This is a genomic window from Ramlibacter sp. AN1133, assembly GCF_037890035.1.
Lineage (GTDB): Bacteria > Pseudomonadota > Gammaproteobacteria > Burkholderiales > Burkholderiaceae_C > Ramlibacter.
Window position 1 is genome coordinate 52,424 of record NZ_JBBKTQ010000010.1, and the last position, 18,872, is coordinate 71,295.

Here is an 18,872-nt window from a genome sequence, read left to right on the forward strand (position 1 = left end):
GGAGCACCGTCCATGTCCAACGACAAGTCCGCCCCGCGCACCCTGCAGCAGCAACCCCAACGCGACAGCGATCCGCAGCAGCAGCGCGCCGGCGACACCGATTTCCAGTCGCGCGGCCAGGCCCAGCAGGGCGACAAGGTCGAAGGCGAAGGCAGCTACAGCGCTTCGCGCGACTACCAGAAGAACATCAAGGAATACCTCGACAAGGCCGACGTGCAGGCCGACGGCGAAGCCGCCAAGCCGCGTTCCGAATCGGAAGCGCGCGAGCTGGAACAGGCCGAGCGCGAGGGCAAGTCGCACTCCAAGGGCGAGCGCTGAACGAACGCCGGGCGTTCGCTGCGCGAAGCCCGGCCAACGGTTTGCGGCGCAAGATCCGGCCGACGGAGGGCTGCGCCAAGCCCATCCTGCCGGGCAGACGCGCGCCGATCACCCCTCGCTGAACGCGCGCCGCGCCGCGGCGAGGGCCGCGAGCGCGAGCAGCGCCAGCAGGAGGGCGAGCCCCGGCGCGCCGGCGCCTTCCAGCGCCGAGCCGCTGGCCACCGGCCCCAGCGTCCCGCCCCACGTGTAGCCCGTGATCATCGCGGCCGCGCCGCCCGCGGTGGCGCGGCCCGCGAAGGCGTGCGCCACCTGCACCATGGTCAGCGTGTAGAGCGCGCCCCCCACGCCGCCCCACAGCAGGCCGCAGGCCCACAGCAGCCACGGCGCGCGGCCGGCGAAGGCCATGGCGATGCTCGCCAGCAGCAGGACCAGGGCCGCGCCCGTGAACACGCGCCGCAGCGCGTAGCGGTCCGCCGCCCAGCCGGCGGGATACTGGAACAGGAAGCTGCCGAAGCCGATCGCGCCGGCCACGGTGGTCGCACTGCGCAGGCTGAGCCCCGATGCCGACGCATGCGCGGCGCCCACCGCGCCCAGTCCCGCCTCGAACACGCCGCCGCAGAACGCGAGCAGCGCCAGCCACGGCACCGTGCGCAAGGCATGCAGCGTGCCGGTGTGCGGCCGCGCCACCGCATGCGGCTCGTGCGCCGGCGCCGTCACGGCCAGCAGCAGGCAGCCCGCCACCATCGCCACGGCCAGCCACAGCACCGCCGGCGCGTGCAGCCGCAGCACGCCGGGCAGGAAGGGCCCCACCGCCAGCGCGGCGCCCAGCGAGGTCTGGTACAGGCCCATGACGCGGCCGCGCATCTTCACGGGCGCCTCCTCGGCCAACAGAGCCTCGGTGGTGTTCCACAAGGCGGCCGCGCCGGTGCCGCAGACGATCGAGGCGAAGACCCATACCGCCAGGCTGTCGGAAACAGCGTAGCCCGTGATGCCGGCCAGCTGCAGCACCGAGCCGGCGCGGTACGTCGTCAGCGTGCCCCAGCGCGCCAGCACGCGGGGCATCAGCGGTATCAGCAGGCCGACCATGAGGAAGGGCAGCATCGAGAAGGTGCCGATGAAGGCCGTGCCGTGCCCGGCCTGCTGCAGCAGCACGGCGAGCACCGGCCCCACCATGGCGAAGGCGGTGACGATCAGCGTCGTGGCGGCACCCAGCCGCCATACCAGCGCGAGCTGCGACGGGGCTGCCGTCACGGCTGCTGCGCGGACAGGTCGCGCAAGTCCCGTTGCCAGGCGCGCAGCCGGCGTACCGCCTGCTCGCGCTGCGACGCGTTCGTCACCTGGTGCACGGCCGCGAAGGTGGCGCAGCCCTCCTGCAGCAGCGCCTCCTGGTAGGCGCGGTAGGCGGCGTCCGCGGGGCGCTCCAGCCGCTCGAACCAGCCGCGCAGCAGCGCCCCGCCTTCGGCCGCGGGCAGCCCCTGTGAAATGCGTGTGAGGATCTGCAGCAGGTCCTGCTGGCGCAGCTGCCAGCGGGCGAGCATCTTGTTCGGGTCCCAGCTCGTGGCGGCCAGGCGCTGGCGCAGCACCGCGCGCTGCGGCGCATCGAGCGTGCCGTAGATGGATTCCATGCGGTCCAGCATCTGTTCGTAGCGCTTGGCGAGCTGCTCGTCGGGCGCAAGGGCGATCCATTCCTTGCGGAAGCGCTCGTTGTTGCTGCGGAACTTGCGCGCCAGGTGCCGCAATTGCCGCGGCTTGAGCGTCGCGGCCAGCGCCACGGCGTCCGGTTCGGCCTGCCGCGCGAGCTCCTTCATCCGCGCCTGGGCCTCGGTGACCACGGTGCAGGCCTGCTGCGGCGTGATGTCGCCGCCCGCCATCTGCTCCATGCGCGCCAGCAGCCCGGCCACGCGCGGCAGCTCGCTGCGGCGATGCCAGGCCTGCAGCGCCGCGATCGCATCGTGCACGCGCGGCTCCTGCTCGTCGCTGAAGTCCGCGTAACCGTCGAGCCACCAGTACGCCAGGTGCGGCAGGTTCATGTAGCCCAGCTTGATCGCGCTGCAGGCGGACAGCGCCAGCGCGAGGCCGAGCGCAACGATAATTCCGCCGATGCGGTTGGAGACCAGCCGGTTCATGGACACGAAGGGTACCGAATGAAAGCAGTCGATGTGGTGGTGATGGCCGCCGGCAAGGGAACGCGGATGAAAAGCCGCACGCCCAAGGTATTGCACAAGCTGGGGGGGCGCCCCCTGGTGGCGCACGTGATCGAGACTGCGCAAGCCCTGAACGCGCGCCGCACCATCGTGATCACCGGCCACGGTGCCGAGGGCGTGGAGGCGTGGCTGCGCGAATCCGCCACGGCCGCTGGCCGTCCCGTGCCCAATTTCGTGCGGCAGGAGCCGCAGCTGGGCACCGGCCACGCCGTGCAGCAGGTGGTGCCCGTGCTGCCCGACGACGGCATCGCGCTGATCCTCAATGGCGACGTGCCGCTGGTGCGGCCGGAAACGCTGCAGGCGCTGGTGGACAAGTGCGGCGGCGAGCGGCTGGCGCTGCTGACGATCGAGATGGCGGACCCGACGGGCTACGGCCGCATCGTGCGTTCCGGCGACGCCGTGCAGGCGATCGTGGAGCACAAGGACGCCACCCATGCCCAGCGCGCGATCCGCGAGGTCTATACCGGCTTCATGGCGGTGCCCTCGCAGCGCCTGAAGCAGTGGCTCGCGCGCCTGACCAACGACAACGCCCAGGGCGAGTACTACCTGACGGACGTCGTGCAGCTCGCCGTGCAGGACGGCTGCCCCGTGGTGGCCGCGCAGGCCTCCGAGCAGGTGGAGGTCGAAGGCGTGAACAGCCCGCTGCAGCTCGCCCAGCTGGAGCGGGCGTACCAGCTGCGGCAGGCGCGCGCGCTGATGGAGCAGGGCGTGCGGCTGGCGGACCCGGCGCGCTTCGACGTGCGCGGCACGCTGGAATGCGGGCAGGACGTGGAGATCGACATCAACTGCGTGTTCGAGGGCCATGTCGTGCTGGGCGACAACGTGCGCATAGGGCCGAACTGCGTGATCGCCAACGCGCGCATCGCGGCCGGCGCGGTGCTGCAGGCCTTCACGCACATCGAGGGCGAGAGCGCGGGCGTGGAGATCGGCGAAGGCGCGCTGATCGGCCCCTTCGCGCGGCTGCGGCCCGGCGCGAAGCTGGGGCCGGAGGTGCACATCGGCAATTTCGTCGAGGTGAAGAATTCGACGATGGCGCGCGGCTCCAAGGCGAACCACCTGGCCTACCTGGGCGACTCGATCGTGGGCGAGCGCGTGAACTACGGGGCCGGCAGCATCACGGCCAATTACGACGGCGCGAACAAGCACCGCACCGTGATCGAGGCCGACGTGCACGTGGGCAGCAACTGCGTGCTGGTGGCGCCGGTGACGATCGCGGCCGGCGGCACCGTCGGCGCGGGCTCGGTCGTGAACAAGGACACCGAGCCGGGCATGCTGACGGTGGCCCGCGCGCGGCAGGTGAGCATCACGAGCTGGACGCGGCCGAAGAAGCCGGCCAAGTGACCGTCTTCCTCCCTCCCCCTCCGGCGGAGGGGTGGGGTGGGGGCGCTCCCGCGCTCACTCCCTCGCCGGCTTGCCCACCGGAATCCGCGGCCGGAACTTCGCCCTCTTCACCGAAAAGAACGCCTTCACGTTGCGCACGTTCGCATCGCTGGTGAACAGCCGCTGCGCCAGTGCCAGGTAATCCGGCATGTCGCGCGCATACACGATCAGGATGAAGTCGGGCCCGGGCGACACGCGGTAGCACTGCTGCACGGCCGCGTCGGCGATGACGCGCGCCTCGAACGCCTCCTGCTCCGCGCTGCCCTGGCGATCGAGCGACACCTCCACCACCGCTTCCAGCCCGTGGCCCAGCGTCGCGGCCAGGCGCTCCGGATTCAGGATCGCCATCTCGCGCTCGATCAGCCCTGCCTCGCGCAGGCGCTTGACACGCCGCAGGCAGGTGGCCGGGGAGATGTGGACCCGGCCCGCCAAGTCCTGGTTGCTGAGGGAACTGTCGCTTTGGAGCTGCTCTAGCAGGGCCAAATCGATGGAGTCTATGCTTGAGGATTCCAAGATACCAGGGCGAATGAAAGGAAATTTCCAGCAACTGATTTGCGGAAATTGTATTTCATTTGATCATGTATTTAGCACGCATATTGCATGCGCCTCCCCCTAAAGTCGCTCCATCCAGTCCAACAAGGTGGTCCCATGTGCGGCATCGTCGGCGCGGTCTCCGCGCGCAATATCGTCCCCATCCTCGTTCAGGGCCTGCAGCGGCTCGAATACCGCGGCTATGACTCCTGCGGCGTCGCCGTCTATGCCGACGGCCTGAAGCGCGCGCGCAGCACGGCCCGGGTCGCCGAACTGATGGAGCAGGTGGCCGGCGAGCACATCGAGGGCGGCACGGGCATCGCGCACACGCGCTGGGCGACGCACGGCGCGCCGGCGGTGCACAACGCGCACCCCCACTTCAGCCACGGGCCCGGCGAAGCCGCCGCATCGGCGCCGGGCCGCGTGGCCATCGTGCACAACGGGATCATCGAGAACCACGACGACCTGCGTGCCGCGCTCAAGGCCAGGGGCTACCGCTTCAACAGCCAGACCGACACCGAGGTGATCGTGCACCTGGTCGACAGCCTCTACGAGGGCGACCTGTTCGAGGCCGTGAAGGCGGCGGTGCAGCAGCTGCACGGCGCCTATGCGATCGCGGCCTTCTGCAAGGACGAACCGCACCGCGTGGTGGGCGCGCGGGCCGGCTCGCCGCTGGTGCTGGGCGTGGGCAAGGACGAGAACTTCCTCGCCAGCGACGCGATGGCGCTGGCCGGCGTGACCGACCAGATCGTCTACCTGGAAGAGGGCGACGTGGTCGACCTGCAGCTGGGTCGCTACTGGATCGTGGACCGCAACCACAAGCCGGTGCAGCGGCCCGTGAAGACGGTGCACGCGCACAGCGGCGCGGCCGAACTGGGCCCCTACCGCCACTTCATGCAGAAGGAGATCTTCGAGCAGCCGCGCGCGATCTCCGACACGCTGGAAGGCGTGGAGCACATCATGCCGGAGCTGTTCGGCGACAAGGCGCTGTCGGTCTTCAAGCAGATCGACCGCGTCCTGATCCTCGCCTGCGGCACCAGCTACTACAGCGGCTGCACGGCCAAGTACTGGCTGGAAAGCATCGCGCGCATCCCCACGCAGGTGGAGATCGCGAGCGAGTACCGCTACCGCGAGAGCGTGCCCGATCCGCGCACGCTGATCGTGACCATCAGCCAGTCGGGCGAGACGGCCGACACGCTGGCGGCGCTGCGTCATGCACGCGAGCTGGGCATGGAGCATTCGCTGACGGTCTGCAACGTGGGCACGTCCGCCATGGTGCGCGAATGCAAGCTGGCCTACATCACGCGCGCCGGCGTGGAGATCGGCGTGGCCTCCACCAAGGCCTTCACCACGCAGCTCGCGGGCCTGTTCCTGCTGACCCTCACGCTGGCGCAGCTGCGCGGCCACCTCACCGAGGCGGAGGAAGCCGCGCACATGAAGGCCATGCGCCACCTGCCGGCGGCGCTGTCCGCGGTGCTGGCGCTGGAGCCGCAGGTGATCGGCTGGGCCGAGCATTTCGCCAACAAGGAGCACGCGCTGTTCCTCGGGCGCGGCATGCACTACCCGATCGCGCTGGAGGGTGCGCTCAAGCTCAAGGAGATCAGCTACATCCACGCCGAGGCCTATCCGGCCGGCGAGCTGAAGCACGGGCCGCTGGCGCTGGTGACCAGCGAGATGCCGGTGGTGACGGTGGCCCCGAACGACGCGTTGCTGGAGAAGCTCAAGTCCAACATGCAGGAAGTGCGCGCGCGCGGCGGTGTGCTGTACGTGCTGGCCGATGCCGACAGCAAGATCGAGAGCAGCGAGGGCGTGAACGTGATCCGCATGCCGGAGCACTACGGCACGCTGAGCCCGCTGCTGCACGTGGTGCCTCTGCAGCTGCTGGCGTATCACACCGCCTGCGCGCGGGGGACGGATGTGGACAAGCCGCGCAACCTGGCCAAGAGCGTGACGGTCGAGTGACCACATGGCAACCCTTGTGGAGCGGCACTCGCGCTTCGGCTGGCCACTCCTGGGCCCCGAAGGCGCCGCAGGGGCTTGACGGGCGCTGCTAATTCAGGGCCGCATGGCCGGTCTCTGCCGCATGCAGGTCCTGCCGGGCGGGAATCGCCGCAAGGATGCCCCGCCTGGAGAGGAACTGGCGGGCATGGCATTTCGCGCAGTAGTAATGCCGCCGGCCCGGCACCAATCTCATCCAGGAAGATCGATCGAGTCGCACCAGCAGCCGAATGTCACACCCGCACCACGACCACCTCATCGCGCCTCCCATGTTTCGTTCAGTAACATTCTCTCCGAAACGGATGAGCGCGGGCGTGGAGGAGGGCCGTATGGGGAGGCTGCGTGAAGTATTGCGCCCCAAGGTGCTCTGCGCACTACTGTATATTCAGACAGTTATGCGAGTGAGGGTCAGACTTCGGCGCGAGGGAGGGGCACACCGGCCCCCGTACGGCCAAGGCCACACGGCCACCGGCGACCTGCACCTGACGCACCGAACTGCGGACGGTCGACGCATTCCGCTGCTGCAGCTCCTCGGCGCCGAGCGGCGCTGGCCCAGTCTCTACGAGCCTCGCCTAGTCGCCTTGTCGGCCAGGGAATTCGCCTTCATCGGCTTCGAACGCGACGGTCTGGCGTGGGTGCTGCAGCAATGGGACTGCGAGCTTCTGTAGCGCCAACCGCCAGGTGAATGCTCGCCGGCGACGGCCTCGCGGTGGTTCCATGAGGCTGGCGCTTGTGCCGGATACGCTGCCCGAAGCGCAGTGCCCTTGCCCGGGCAAGCCCTAGGGCAGCGCCCCAAGATCCAGGCATGTGCAACCGTTACCGCGGCGATCTAAGGCCCCCACGCCAGATGCGCCCGCCGCGACATGAAGAGCTGAGGGGCTCGCCCGCCACGCCGAACTTGATGCGCATCATGTTCCCGCGCCCGCCGCGGCCTAGATTGAACCCATGCCACCGCCTGCCGGACGGACCGTCGACAGCGGCAGGGTGACGGATAGTGGGCCGCGCATGAAGACGGTCCCTCCACCGAGGCATGATGCGCCGCGGTCGTCACCCGAAGTGCTGGCGGGTCTCGCCTCGAGTGGCGAGTCCGGCGGGCGGGGCACCCCCTGGTCTGGATCGAATCCGCCGCGCTCCTGCGCGCGGCGGCGAACAAGCTGCATCCGCTGACTGGCGCCGCAAGAGATGTGGCTGCGGCGAAGGCGGCTGCGCCCCGCAGGCTCAGGTCCCTTCGCGCGCAGACGGAGCTTTCGCCGTGAGCAGCGCGCGCAGCCGCAGCTCGTACAGGCGCGTGGCGCCGCGGCGATTGAGGTGGTCGCTGTCGAAGAAGAACTCCGGCGCATCGAAGCTGCCCGAGAGGTCCTGCCAGGAGGCGCCGGCGACGAAGGCGGCCCGCCCGAGCGCGGCGTCGAAGGCGGCTTCGTCGGGCAGCGCCTCGCGGTAGCTGCGTGGCACCGGCAGCTTGACGACCGTGGCGCGGGCGCCGGCGGCTGCGGCCATGCGCAGCAGCTCCTCGAGCTGCGCGAGGTAGCGCGCCTGCGCCTGCGGCTGCATGCCTTCGGGGTACAGGTAGGCGATGCGGTTGCGCACGGCACTGGCCGAGGGCCGCCAGGCCTTGTCGAACTGGTCCTCGGCCTCCCACCGGTCCGGCTGGAAGCGCTCGCGGTTGTTGATCCTGGAAAAGCCGGTCGCGTAATCGAGCCAGCCGCGCCAGCTCACGCCGTCGCGCACGACGGATCGCGCCAGCGCGCGTGCGAGTTCGGGATCCCAGGGCGTGCGCGCCAGCAGCTTGGGCTCGACCAGCCGATCCTCGTTCCAGGTGCGCGACTGGAACGCGAAGCCGTCGGCGACGTACAGCACGTTGCGGGTCGTGTGCGTGCGCAGGAACTGCCGCAGCACCAGCCGGCTGTACATGGGCCCCGCGCCCTGCGTGCCCAGGTTCAGGATCACCTGTCCCGTGTCGCGTTCCATCTGCTGGCCGAAGCCGCCGAAGTCCAGCGGCATGGCATGGGAGGAGCCGAGGATCACCCAGTCGACGTCGCGTTCGGCCACGGCGATGCGATGGAAGGGATTCGCATGCGCCCGCTCCTGCAGCAGTCGTTCCGCCGCCGCATGGAGCACGATGTACAGCACGATGGCGAGCGCAACGAAGCCCGCCGCGGCGAGGGCGAGCCGCTGCTGGGGCGAAGTCCTGGGCCTGTCCATCGTTCAGAACTGCATGTAGATGAATTCGCGCGCCTGCCAGCGCCCGAGCACGAGCAGCATGGCGATCGCCGCATAGCCCGCCGACCAGCGCAGCCACGCGGGCGCGACGCGCAGCCGCTCGAACAGCGGGCGGCGTTCGTCGATCCATTCGACGGCCAGCAGCAGCACGACCAGCGCGAGCGCCGTCGCGTGCGCCGAGGTCCACGGGTAGCGCAGGGCCAACTCGGGCAGGTCGGCTGCCGCGGCACCGATGCGCCGCAGCAGCAGCCAGCCGTCCTGCACCGACTTCGCGCGGAAGAACACCCACCCCAGCGCGATCAGGTGGAAGGTGAACACGATGCGCGCTAGCTGCCAGCCCCCGCTGGCGGCCACGCGCGGCAGGCGCGCCGCGGCGCGCTGCCACAGCGGCGCGCTGGCCAGCCCTGCCCAGCGGTAGGCGCCGTTGAGGGCCCCCCAGACGAGGAAGGTGGCACCCAGCCCGCCGTAGCCCAGGCCCGCGTGCCACACGCCGCTGGCCACGAAGACCAGCATCACGTTCAGGTAGGTCCGCGCCGTTCCGGCGCGGCTGCCGCCCAGCGGGACGTACAGGTAGTCGCGGAACCAGCGGGCCAGCGAGATGTGCCAGCGCTGCGACCAGAACTCGCCGACGCTGCGCGCGAGGTAGGGCCGCCGGAAGTTCTCCATCAATTCCAGGCCGAACAGCAGCGAGACGCCGATCGCGATGTCGCTGTAGCCGGAGAAGTCGCAGTAGATCTGGAACGAGAAGAGGTAGACGGCCGCGAGCAGTTCCACCGGCGAGGCGTACGCCACCATCCCGAAGGTGCGGTCCACCAGCGGCGCGAGGTTGTCGGCGATCACGACCTTCTTGACCAGGCCCCAGGCCAGCAACTGCGTGCCGAGCACGACCTGCCGCGGCGTGGGCCGCAGCGCCGCGCGCAGCTGCGGCAACAAGGCGGGTGCGCGTTCGATCGGACCGGCCAGCACCTTGGGGAACCACGCGAGGTACAGCGCCGTCTCGCCCGCGTTGGCACCCAGCGGCAGCGTGCGCCGCCACGCGTCCACCAGGTAGCTCACGCCCGAGAACACGTAGAAGGAGAAGCCCGCGGGCGCGGCCCAGGTGCTGTCCGGCGCGCCGTACTTGAAGGCACCCAGGGCGCCCACCAGCAGGGTGACGCCGAGCGCGAGCCCGGCACCGCGCCAGCGCGGCGCCTGCACCCGCTCGAGCAGCGCGCCGCAAGCGAACACCAGGGCGGTCACGCCGGCGAGCCACAGGAGGTGGCGCGGCTGGCTCCAGCCATAGAAGGCCCAGCTTGCGATCAGCAGCCATGCCGTGCGCGCGCGCGCCGGCAGCAGCGCGAACACCGCGAGCACGGCGGGCAGGAACAGGAAGAAGTCGAGCGAGGTGAACAGCATGGTCACCTCCGCGCGGGCTCAGTAGCTCGCGCCTCCCGCCCGCAGTTCCTTCGGCACGTCGTCGATCGGGATCGCCGCGTTCAGCACCAGGTAGTTCGCCAGGGCCTCGCGCTGATCCTTCGACAGCTTGATCTGCACGTGGCTCGGCTTGTTCATCGTGCCCAGCCAGGCTTCGCGGGTACGGTCCTGCGTGATCACCACCGTGATGATGTGGCAGCCCTGGCACTTGTCCAGCGTCATGTCGCGCCCGTCCATCGGCAGCGCCTTCTCGAGCGCGGCCTGGGCCGCGGAGGGCGCGACCTTGCCGGGCGGCAACGGCAGGTTGAAGGCCATGTAGTCGGCCAGCGTGGCGAGCTCCTTGTCGCTCAGCTTCGCCACCACCGGCATCGGGCCCGCGCGGGAACGCAGCCAGGCCTGCCATTCCTCGCGCGTGCGCTTCGCCGCGAGCAGGGCGTTGACTTCCTGCGCCGGCGGATGCGTGCCCAGCACGCGCGCCAGCAGCGTGCGGCCGCCCGGCGGGATGAAGGCGAAGACGTCTTCGGCCGCGCCGGCGGAAGCGGCGGCCCAGAGGACCGCCGCGATGCACGCGACGGGCAGGATGCGGGCTTTCATGTCAGAACCTCAGTTCGGCCGGGACTTCCTCGGCCTTCATCGGCATGTTGATTTCCGCGTAGCGGGCGAACTCCTCGCGCTCCTGCGCCGTCATGCGGATGTTGCGGTGGAAGGGCGCCAGGAACATGTTGCGCCAGCGGGTGGCGTTGCCGTCCTGGGCCAGGAAGCTGGTGAACAGCGAATGGCAGGACTGGCACTGCTCCCACGCGAGGTCGCGGCCGTCGCGCGGCAGCGCGCCCGGGTCCTGCGCCGCGGCGGGCGCCGGCATGTTCACGGCCAGGTAGGCCGCGAGCGTCGCCTGTTGCTTGTCGCCCAGTGGCTTGCCGCGGGCCGGCTCGCGCACCCATTGCAGCCACTCCTGCTCGGTGCGCCTGGCCTGCACCACCTCGCGCAACTGCGCTGCGCCCGCCGTTTCCAGCAGCAGGGCGCGGCCGCCCTTGGGCATGAAGTCGAAGGTCTCGCCGCCGGCGGCCAGCAGGACCACGGCAGCCGCCGCGATCGCCAGCGGAAGGCCGCGCAGCGGATCGTTCGTCACGGTGCTTCCCCGGCCTCGGCCTCCACGCAGCCGGTGGCGCCGGCCAGCGAGAACACCGCCACGCTCACGTGGCGGCGCGCCGCGGCGGGCTCGAAGCCGCGGCCGCGCAGGAGGTCCAGTGCGACGATGGTCGCATCGTCGTAGTACTGCTCGCCGCAGTGCGCGCACTGCAGCGCCGGGATGTCCTCCACCACCACCAGGCGGTCGTCGTGCCAGAAGGCCGACCGCGCCTGGACTTCATGGACATCGTCGGCACCGCACTGGGTGCACCGCGCAACGGATGCGGCCATCGCGTCCTCCTCAGCCCAGCATCTTCTTGGCCGCGGCCACGACGTGGCCGGCGTTCGGCCGCATCCAGAGGAACATCTCGGGCGAGGCCGGCGGCGCGGCGTCGGGGAACGCCACGCGCTTGTAGCGCGCGCCGTCCACGTTCTCGGCCACCCGCGCGATCACCTCGGCACCCGGGCACAGCGTGTAGTAGCTCTGGTCCACCGTCAGCAGGTACTTGGTCTTCCTGACCGAGTTCACCAGCGTCTCGGTGTCCATCGGCTTGATGCTGCGCAGGTCGATGACTTCCGGCTTCATGCCCTCGGCCTTGAGCTTCTGCGCGGCCTCCAGCACGTCCGGCATGCTGGCGCCCGAGCCCACGATCGTGATGTCGGAGCCCTGCTGGCGCACGATGGCCTTGCCCAGCGGCACGGTGTACTGCTCGTCGGGCACTTCCTCCATCAGCTCGCGCAGGCCGCCGGGGTACAGGTACACCACCGGGTCCGGGTCGCGCAGCGCGGAGACCATCATGCCCTTGGCGTCATAGGGCGTGGACGGCACCACGGTCTTCACGCCGGGGATGTGCGCGTAGTAGGTGTCGATCTCGTAGTCCGAATGCTGTCCCGCGAAGCCCGGCGTCTGTCCCGTCATCTCCAGGATGTAGACGATGGGCATCGACGCCTTGCCGCCCGTCATCAGGTGCAGCTTGCCGGCGTGGTTCTGGATCACCTGGAAGCACATGCAGTTGCCCTGGTAGGGGATGTAGGTGGCGGCCTTGGAGCCCGCGAGCCCCGCGCCGAGGACGGCCGAGGCCATCCAGTTCTCGTCGATGCCGGTGTTCAGCACGCGGTTGCGCGTGAACTCCGTCTCCAGGTTGATGACGGGCTTGCCCGGGTTCGACGCCACCGGCGGCGTGAGCTCGAACAGCCACAGCATGTTCTTGTCCTGCCGCATCTCGTATTGGACGGCCTCGAGGACCGAATACATCCAGCTCTTGCGTGCCATGTTCGTATCTCCTGTGTCTGGTGCGGTGGCGGATCAGCCGAACTGGCGTGGGGGCACGTCGCCCGCGGTGAACACGCGCTTGAGTGCGCCGTCCTCGCGGCAATTGGGCTGCGCGGCGGCCCACTGGAAGGCCTCGACGGCCTCCTGCTTCGCCGCGGCCTCGATCTGGTCGGCGCGCGCGCGATCGAGCACGCCCCAGGTGATCAGGATGTCGCGCGCGATGTTCACCGGGTCGCGCTGCATCCAGGCGCGCACCTCGCGCTCCGGCCGGAAGGAGGTGATCGCCAGCGGGTCGTAGCCGAAGGCGCCGAGCTGCCCGGGCTTCACGCCGGGGGCGCCCCAGTGGTTGTAGTAGCGATAGGTCTTGGCCTCGATCAGGGTCGGGCCCTGGCCGGCACGCGCGCGGTCCACCGCGATCTTCGCGGCGTTGTAGACCTGGAACACGTCCTGCCCGTCCACCACCACGCCGGGGATGCCGTACGGCACCGCCGCATCGGCGATGTCCTTGAGCGGGCAGGAATACGAGTAGTGCGCGTACTGGTGATAGAGGTTGTTCTCCAGCACGTAGATGAAGGGCAGCTTCAGCAGCGCCGCGTTGTTCAGGGTGGCGTGGAAGTGCGGGGTGGCGTAGGTGCCGTCGCCGCCGAAGTTCACCACCACCTGCCGGCTGCCGCGCGCCTTGATCGCGAGCGCCGATCCGGTGGCGATCACCGGGCCGGGGCCGATCATGCCGTCGGCGCCGATGAAGCCCACGTCCGGATCGGACAGGTGCATCTCCCCGGCATAGCCGCCGTTGAGGCCGGTCGCCTTGAACTCGTTTTCCGCCGCCATCTTCTTCATGTCGACGCCCTTGGCGATCGCATGGCCGGTGGGCCGGTGCGTGCTGTACACCAGGTCCGCCTTGAGCACGCCGCCGGCGTTGACCAGCGCGGCGCACACGCCCGCGGCCACGGCTTCCTGGCCGGCGTAGAAGTGGTTGTAGCCGCGGTAGTTCGGGTCGCTGGCCATCTTGTCGGCCATCGTCCGCTCGTGCCAGCGGATGCGCACGATGGTGCGGTACATGTCGACCAGCTTTTCGTTGGGCAGGTCCTTGGCCCAGAAGCCGCTCTCGCCTTCGGCCAGCGCGGCCTGGTTGGCCAGCGAGACGGCAGCGCCGGCCGCGGCGGCGCCCTGCAGGAAAGAGCGGCGGCGCATCGGAGCGCCCACCTCGAGCCGGCCGGCTTCGCGCGTGGCGGCACCGGCGTTCCGTGACGGGTCATTCATGGCGTGTCTCCCGTCCCGTTCGGCCGGGACGTGAACGCAAACTAGGCGATGGAGCGCAGCCCAAGTTGATGGGCATCATGATCCGCAACCGTGCCCCGGGTCACGCCGCGCCAGCCTGGCGACTGACGCACTGCAGCATCCGTGGGCTTCAGCGCCCGAGGATGCCGCGCAGGATCGCGCCCGGCGTCGGCAGCCGCGGTTGCGGCTGCGGCTGCTCCACGACGGGCGCGGGCGCCTGGGCCTCGGCTTCGCTGGCCGGCGCCGGCTGCCGCGCGCCGTTCCTCTCGGCCGGTTCCTGTCCCAGCATGGCCATGGTGTGCGACTTCACGCGCACGCGCACGGCCCACTCGGGCTCCCACGTCGCCTTCGGGTCGGCCGGCCGCGGCGGATGGGCGAAGTTGCTCTCGCCGCCGTACGCCATCATGCGCAGCATCGGCGTCGCGTCCTCGCGCGCACCGGGTGCGGCGGCGAAGATGCCCCTGGGCACGGCGCAGTTCGTCGCCTGCGCACCGAGCAGCACGTGCTCGCGCGTCCACTTCTCGATCGTGGCGTTGGGCAGGTAGTCGAACAGCCCCATGCCCGTGTCCGGCGTCTCGGCACTGGACCACATGACCATGTCGTTGCCCCTGCCGGACATCGCATGCAGGTAGTACGCCCGCGCCTGCGGGACCGGCGACCAGCTCAGGGCGATGCTGTCGCGCAGCGTGCCGCGCGACTGCAGCCGGATCGCGGGCATCACGTCCTGCGCCTCGCCGAGCGTGAACTTCATCGACGCCGGCACGCCGGCGCCCTGGATGCGGTGTTCGCCGGCCAGCGAACTCTCGCGCGCCAGCACCACCGTGTTGCGCTCGTTCGGATACAGCACGTGGTTCGCACCGATCCTGGCGCCGCGGTCGGGCGCGTGGCGGCCCGCGAAGGCGGTGGCGAATTCCGAGGGCGAGCTGCTTGCGAGATCGATCACGCGGGGCTGCCCCGCGCGCACCGTCTCGCCGCAGCCCCAGTAGATCAGGATCCGCCCCCGGGGACGCTCGACGTCCGGCGGCACCTCGCCGGGCTCGCGCTCGCCGGCCGGCGCGGCCGCTTCACGCCGCGGCGGCAGCAGGGGCAGGCTCTCGCCCATGCGCATGCCGGGCGGGATGAGCTGCTGGGCCTCGGCGCCCGGCTTCAGGCTGTTGTAGAAGGCGATGTCCAGCACCCGCGGCGGCATGACGTTCATGCCGCGTGCCAGCCCGTACGCCGTCGGTGCGCCGCCACGGCCGCCGCCGCCCATCATGCCCCCGAGCATGCCGCCCATGCCGCCCATGCCGCCCACACCCGCGGGCATGTCCATCTCGGGCATGCCGGCCATGGAGCCGGTGGACACGTCGATCCAGAGCTGCGCCTTGGGCGGCTTCACGTTCTGCGCCTGCAGCGCGGTGCTGCAGGCGGCGGCCACGATGCAGAGGGACAGGGCGCGGGTGGCAGGCATTCGCTTCGACATGGCAGGGTCCTGGGGGAGGCAGGGTTGCAGGGAAGGCTCAGCGACCGCTGCGCACGCGCGCCAGCGCGGCCAGCACTTCGTCGTCGGTGAGCTGGTGGAAGTCCGCGTAGTGCAGGCCGACGGCGCTGAAGACGGCGGGCCGCGAAAGGCAGACCAGCACGTCCACCTCCGGCGCGACATCGGCCAGTCCCTGGCGCGAGCCCACGGGCACCGCCAGCACCAGCTGCGCCGGCCGCCGCGCGCGCACTGCCCTGAGGGCGGCCCGCGCGGTGGTGCCGGTGGCCAGCCCGTCGTCCACCACGATGGCGGTGCTGCCCGCGAGCGGCAGCGGCGCACGACCGCCGAGATACACGGCGCGGCGGCGCATGATCTCGTCCAGCTCGGCGCGCGCCCGCGCCTCGACATAGGCGCGATAGGTGCCCGTCATCTCCATGGCATCGAGGTCGAGCACGGGCTCGGCGGAGCCTTCCGCCACGGCGCCCACGGCCAGCTCGGGATTGCCGCGCGCGCCGATCTTGCGCACCAGCACGAGGTCGAGCGGCGCCCGCAGCGCGAGCGCCACCTCCACGGCGACGGGCACGCCGCCGCGCGGCAGCGCCAGCACCACCGGGCGCTTCCAGGCGTGCTGCAACAGCTCCCGCGCGAGCAGCCGGCCGGCCTCGGCGCGGTTGGCGAATACGTCGTTCATGGACTCCTCCGTCGCTGCGGATGAAACCAGTCTGGGCGCCCGCCGCCGGGAGGTCTTGACGGCGGTCAAGGTCGGCCCCCAAGCGCGGGCAGCGTGCCTGCGCTCCCACGCTTGACGGCCATCAATTCAACCCCCGTACGCGCGGCTAAGTTGAAGGCCGGCCATCGAGAGGAGCGCCCGCATGCCAATGTCCCTGCGCCAGATCCTGGTCCACCTGGACCCCACCCGCGCCAGCCCGCGCCGGCTGGCGGCGGCCCGCCGGCTCGCGCAGCAGCTCGGCGCCGAGGTCGCGGCGCTGTACGCGATCACGCCCGCCTTCATCGAGCTGCCGTTCGCGCCCGAGATCGGGCCGTCGCTGGCCGCCACGCTGATGGAGCTGGACGACCAGCGGCGCGACAAGGTGCGCCAGGCCTTCGACGAGGCGATGACGCTGCCCGGTCCGCTGTCCACCTGGGCCCAGACCGACGAAGTGCCGACCCCTGCCGCGTTCGCGCAGCAGGCGTTCTATGCCGACCTGATGGTGCTCGGCCAGCGCGATGCGAGCGACGAGGCGGCGGCCTGCGTGCCGCCCGACTTCGTCGAGAGCGTGCTGCTCGAAAGCGGGCGGCCCGCGCTGGTGATTCCGCACACCGGCGAGATCCGCACGCTCGGCGAACAGGTGGCCATCGCCTGGAAGGAAACGCCGGAGGCGGCGCATGCGCTGCAGGCCGCCCTGCCGCTGCTGCGCCAGGCCGCGCGCGTGCACGTGCTGGCCTGGACCGACCACGGCCCCGCGCGCCTGGGCGGCGAGGCGCTGGACCTGGAGCGCTACCTGCGCGTACACGGCCTGCAGGCGACGTGGCACCGCGAAGGCCCGGAGCCGGCCGACCTCGGCGAGCGGCTGCTGTCGCGCGTGTGCGACCTCGGCGCCGACCTGCTGGTCATGGGCTGCTACGGACACAGCCGCGCGCGCGAATGGATGCTGGGGGGCGCCAGCCGCACGGTGCTCGCGTCGATGACCGTGCCCGTGCTGATGGCGCACTGAAGGCAAGGAGCCTGCCCAGGGTGCTCGGCGAGCCGCCCCTGCAGGGCGGCCCATGCCGGCTTACGTCGACGCGGCCTCCTCCGGCGTGCGCACGGCCAGCACCGGCACCGGCGCGAGCCGCAGCACCTGTTCGGCGCCGCTGCCCAGGAGCACGCGGCTCACGCCGCGCCGTCCGTGGGTCCCGATCACGATCAGGTCGGCATCCCAGTTGCGGGCTTCGTCCGCCACCACCTCGCCGAGGCGCTGCCCGGTGACTTCGACCAGCTTGTGGTCGGCCGGCACGCCGCTGGCCGTGGCGATCGCCGCCGCGTCCTCCAGGGTCCTGGCGCCGCCCTTGCGGGCCGCCTCCAGCACCTGGCCGCTGTATTCGAACGCGCTCAGGTAGGCGAGTTCGTCGATGGCGTGCAGCAGCCGCACGCGGCCGCTGGTCTCGCGCGCCATCTGCAGCGCCGCGACGAGCGCGCGGTTCGATGTTTCGCTGCCGTCGACCGGCACCAGAATGCGCTTGTACATGAGTCCTCCTTCACGGCCGCAGCCGCCATCTAGCCGGTGACTTCCAGCCGATCGATCACCCGGGTCACGCCCTTGGCGGCGAACGCGGTGCCCATGACGGCGTCGTGCTCGGCCAGCGAATCGACCTGCCCATGCAGGGTGACGACGCCGCCTTCCACGTCGATGGCGACGCGCCCGGCCTCGCGCTGCGCGTGCCGCACGAGCGCCGCCGTGATATCCGCGCGGATCTGCTGCGGCTTGGCGTGCGGCACCAGGGCGATCTCGTTGCTGACCCCGCGCACGCCCACCAGCGGCCGCACGGCGCTTTCCGCGCTGGCCGACTGGTAGGCCCATTCCAGCTCGCCGCGCAGCGTCACCCAGCCGTTGTCCACTTCCACCTTCACCCGTTCATCGGGCACCAGGGAATGCCAGCGCAACGCATGCAGCGCCGCCTGCGCGATCTCGGCATCGGTGCGGGCGTGCCCCGGGGCGAGCCGCACCTCCAGGCCCACCGCGATGCCGCGCACCCCCGAGACCCGGCGCACCGCGCGCTCCACGGCATGCTTCTGCGCGTAGGTCTCCACGGTGCCGCTCAAGGTGACGATGCCGTCCGCGACGGCAACGCCCACGTTGGTGGCGTTCACCGCCGGATCCCACACGAGCTCGGCGGTGACGTCGGACTTGATCTGCAGGTCGCTTTTCATGGTCTCTCCTGGGCAGGACGGTGCGCCCCCGAGGCGCCCTGGATCCAATCTAGGCGGGCCCGTCGCGGTGACCTTGACGGCCGTCATGTTGGGGCGGCGGCGGGCTCCTAGATTGAATCGGCGGTCCGCCCGCCCTGCGGCCACGCCATCGCGATCCCGGCTGCGCGGCTGGCGGGCGCTCCCCGTGCAAGGAGGCCGTTGTGGACACCATCCTCGTCGTCTGCTACTCGTACACCGGCACCACGCGGCGCCTGGCGGAACTGCTGTCGTCGCACCATGGCTGGCCCCTGGGGCAGGTCAGCGACACCGAGCCGCGCGCCGGCGGCACGGGCACGCTGCGCTGCGTGCTCGATTCGCTGCTGCGCCGGCACCCCGCGATCCGCTACGAAGGGCCCGACCCGGGCGACTACCGCACGGTGGTGCTGCTCGCGCCGGTATGGATGTACCGGCTGGCAGGCCCCATGCGCAGCTTCATCGCGCAGCATCGGGACCAGTTGCGGCACGTCGCGGTGATCTGCACGATGGCCTCCGGCGGCGGCACCAATGCGCTCGGCGAAGTCGCGCGGCTGCTGGGACAGGCACCGCTGGCGAGCGCCTGCTTCCTGCAGCGCGAGGTGGACGATGGCTCCTGCACCGGCCGGCTGCTGGCGTTCGGCGAAGCCCTGAGGCCGGGATCGGGGCGCGCGCATCTTGATGTGCCGCAAGATGGCCGAGCCCATCCTGCATAGCCTGAACACTGTCCATCGTCCCTTCGGG

General features: G+C 70.8%; 19 protein-coding genes. 5 read left to right on the top strand and 14 right to left on the bottom strand.

All coding sequences use genetic code 11. The features are described 5' to 3' along the window. Positions 1–12: 12 nt before the first annotated feature. Positions 13–318, top strand: coding sequence for a hypothetical protein (locus WG923_RS15820; RefSeq protein WP_340351931.1), 306 nt, complete (start codon positions 13–15; stop codon positions 316–318). A gap of 108 nt (positions 319–426) precedes the next feature. Here the strand turns inward: WG923_RS15820 and WG923_RS15825 are convergent, their stop codons facing one another. Both WG923_RS15825 and WG923_RS15830 read right to left on the bottom strand, forming a co-directional pair. Further along, complete coding sequence (locus tag WG923_RS15825) at positions 427–1,569, bottom strand: MFS transporter (RefSeq protein ID WP_340351932.1); 1,143 nt, start codon at positions 1,567–1,569, stop codon at positions 427–429. Next, a complete protein-coding gene (locus WG923_RS15830) occupies positions 1,566–2,444 on the bottom strand; it encodes a DUF6279 family lipoprotein (protein ID WP_340351933.1) in 879 nt (292 codons plus the stop codon). Before WG923_RS15830 ends, WG923_RS15825 begins: the two co-directional genes overlap by 4 nt. Before the next feature lie 18 nt (positions 2,445–2,462). Between WG923_RS15830 and glmU the strand changes: the two genes are divergently transcribed. Then, entirely contained in the window at positions 2,463–3,863 is a 1,401-nt protein-coding gene (glmU, locus tag WG923_RS15835) for a bifunctional UDP-N-acetylglucosamine diphosphorylase/glucosamine-1-phosphate N-acetyltransferase GlmU (protein WP_340351934.1), read from the top strand. Positions 3,864–3,917: 54 nt separating this feature from the next. On the opposite strand, the gene WG923_RS15840 is transcribed toward glmU, so the two are convergent. Next, positions 3,918–4,415, bottom strand: coding sequence for an Lrp/AsnC family transcriptional regulator (locus WG923_RS15840; RefSeq protein WP_340351935.1), 498 nt, complete (start codon positions 4,413–4,415; stop codon positions 3,918–3,920). Positions 4,416–4,550: 135 nt separating this feature from the next. Between WG923_RS15840 and glmS the strand changes: the two genes are divergently transcribed. Beyond that, positions 4,551–6,395, top strand: a complete 1,845-nt coding sequence (glmS, locus tag WG923_RS15845) for a glutamine--fructose-6-phosphate transaminase (isomerizing) (protein ID WP_340351936.1) — start codon at positions 4,551–4,553, stop codon at positions 6,393–6,395. A 1,254-nt stretch (positions 6,396–7,649) separates the two neighbouring features. Here glmS and WG923_RS15850 read toward each other — a convergent pair. From WG923_RS15850 to WG923_RS15890, 9 genes are all read right to left on the bottom strand, one after another. After that, positions 7,650–8,633, bottom strand: a complete 984-nt coding sequence (locus WG923_RS15850) for a hypothetical protein (RefSeq protein ID WP_340351937.1) — start codon at positions 8,631–8,633, stop codon at positions 7,650–7,652. A gap of 3 nt (positions 8,634–8,636) precedes the next feature. After that, positions 8,637–10,046: an MBOAT family O-acyltransferase gene (locus tag WG923_RS15855; RefSeq protein WP_340351938.1), complete on the bottom strand. Its 1,410-nt coding sequence runs from the start codon at positions 10,044–10,046 to the stop codon at positions 8,637–8,639. Positions 10,047–10,064: 18 nt separating this feature from the next. Next, positions 10,065–10,658 (bottom strand): hypothetical protein, encoded by a 594-nt coding sequence (locus WG923_RS15860; RefSeq protein WP_340351939.1) that lies wholly within the window; start codon positions 10,656–10,658, stop codon positions 10,065–10,067. 1 nt (position 10,659) lies between these two features. Next, entirely contained in the window at positions 10,660–11,193 is a 534-nt protein-coding gene (locus tag WG923_RS15865; protein ID WP_340351940.1) for a hypothetical protein, read from the bottom strand. Continuing rightward, a complete protein-coding gene (locus tag WG923_RS15870) occupies positions 11,190–11,483 on the bottom strand; it encodes a YgiT-type zinc finger protein (protein ID WP_340351941.1) in 294 nt (97 codons plus the stop codon). The genes WG923_RS15865 and WG923_RS15870 overlap by 4 nt, the downstream gene beginning before the upstream one ends. 10 nt (positions 11,484–11,493) lie before the next feature. Next, positions 11,494–12,465 carry an alpha-ketoacid dehydrogenase subunit beta gene (locus WG923_RS15875; protein WP_340351942.1) on the bottom strand — a complete coding sequence of 324 codons (972 nt, stop codon included), beginning with the start codon at positions 12,463–12,465 and terminating at the stop codon, positions 11,494–11,496. A 33-nt stretch (positions 12,466–12,498) separates the two neighbouring features. Next, positions 12,499–13,728 carry a thiamine pyrophosphate-dependent dehydrogenase E1 component subunit alpha gene (locus WG923_RS15880; RefSeq protein ID WP_340351943.1) on the bottom strand — a complete coding sequence of 410 codons (1,230 nt, stop codon included), beginning with the start codon at positions 13,726–13,728 and terminating at the stop codon, positions 12,499–12,501. Between the two features lie 148 nt (positions 13,729–13,876). Next, positions 13,877–15,208, bottom strand: a complete 1,332-nt coding sequence (locus tag WG923_RS15885) for a hypothetical protein (RefSeq protein WP_340351944.1) — start codon at positions 15,206–15,208, stop codon at positions 13,877–13,879. Between the two features lie 37 nt (positions 15,209–15,245). After that, positions 15,246–15,896 (bottom strand): phosphoribosyltransferase, encoded by a 651-nt coding sequence (locus WG923_RS15890; protein ID WP_340351945.1) that lies wholly within the window; start codon positions 15,894–15,896, stop codon positions 15,246–15,248. A 181-nt stretch (positions 15,897–16,077) separates the two neighbouring features. Here WG923_RS15890 and WG923_RS15895 point away from each other — a divergent pair, with 181 nt between their 5' ends. Further along, on the top strand, positions 16,078–16,920 hold the full coding sequence (locus WG923_RS15895) for a universal stress protein (RefSeq protein ID WP_340351946.1): 843 nt from the start codon (positions 16,078–16,080) through the stop codon (positions 16,918–16,920). A 60-nt stretch (positions 16,921–16,980) separates the two neighbouring features. On the opposite strand, the gene WG923_RS15900 is transcribed toward WG923_RS15895, so the two are convergent. Together WG923_RS15900 and WG923_RS15905 are read right to left on the bottom strand one after the other, a co-directional pair. After that, positions 16,981–17,433, bottom strand: a complete 453-nt coding sequence (locus tag WG923_RS15900; RefSeq protein WP_340351947.1) for a universal stress protein — start codon at positions 17,431–17,433, stop codon at positions 16,981–16,983. Positions 17,434–17,462: 29 nt separating this feature from the next. Further along, complete coding sequence (locus tag WG923_RS15905; protein ID WP_340351948.1) at positions 17,463–18,116, bottom strand: BON domain-containing protein; 654 nt, start codon at positions 18,114–18,116, stop codon at positions 17,463–17,465. A 200-nt stretch (positions 18,117–18,316) separates the two neighbouring features. On the opposite strand from WG923_RS15905, the gene WG923_RS15910 reads away from it, so the two are divergent. Continuing rightward, the gene (locus WG923_RS15910; RefSeq protein ID WP_340351949.1) at positions 18,317–18,844 is read left to right on the top strand and encodes a flavodoxin family protein; all 528 of its coding nucleotides are present in this window, start codon (positions 18,317–18,319) and stop codon (positions 18,842–18,844) included. The last annotated feature ends 28 nt before the right edge of the window (positions 18,845–18,872 follow it).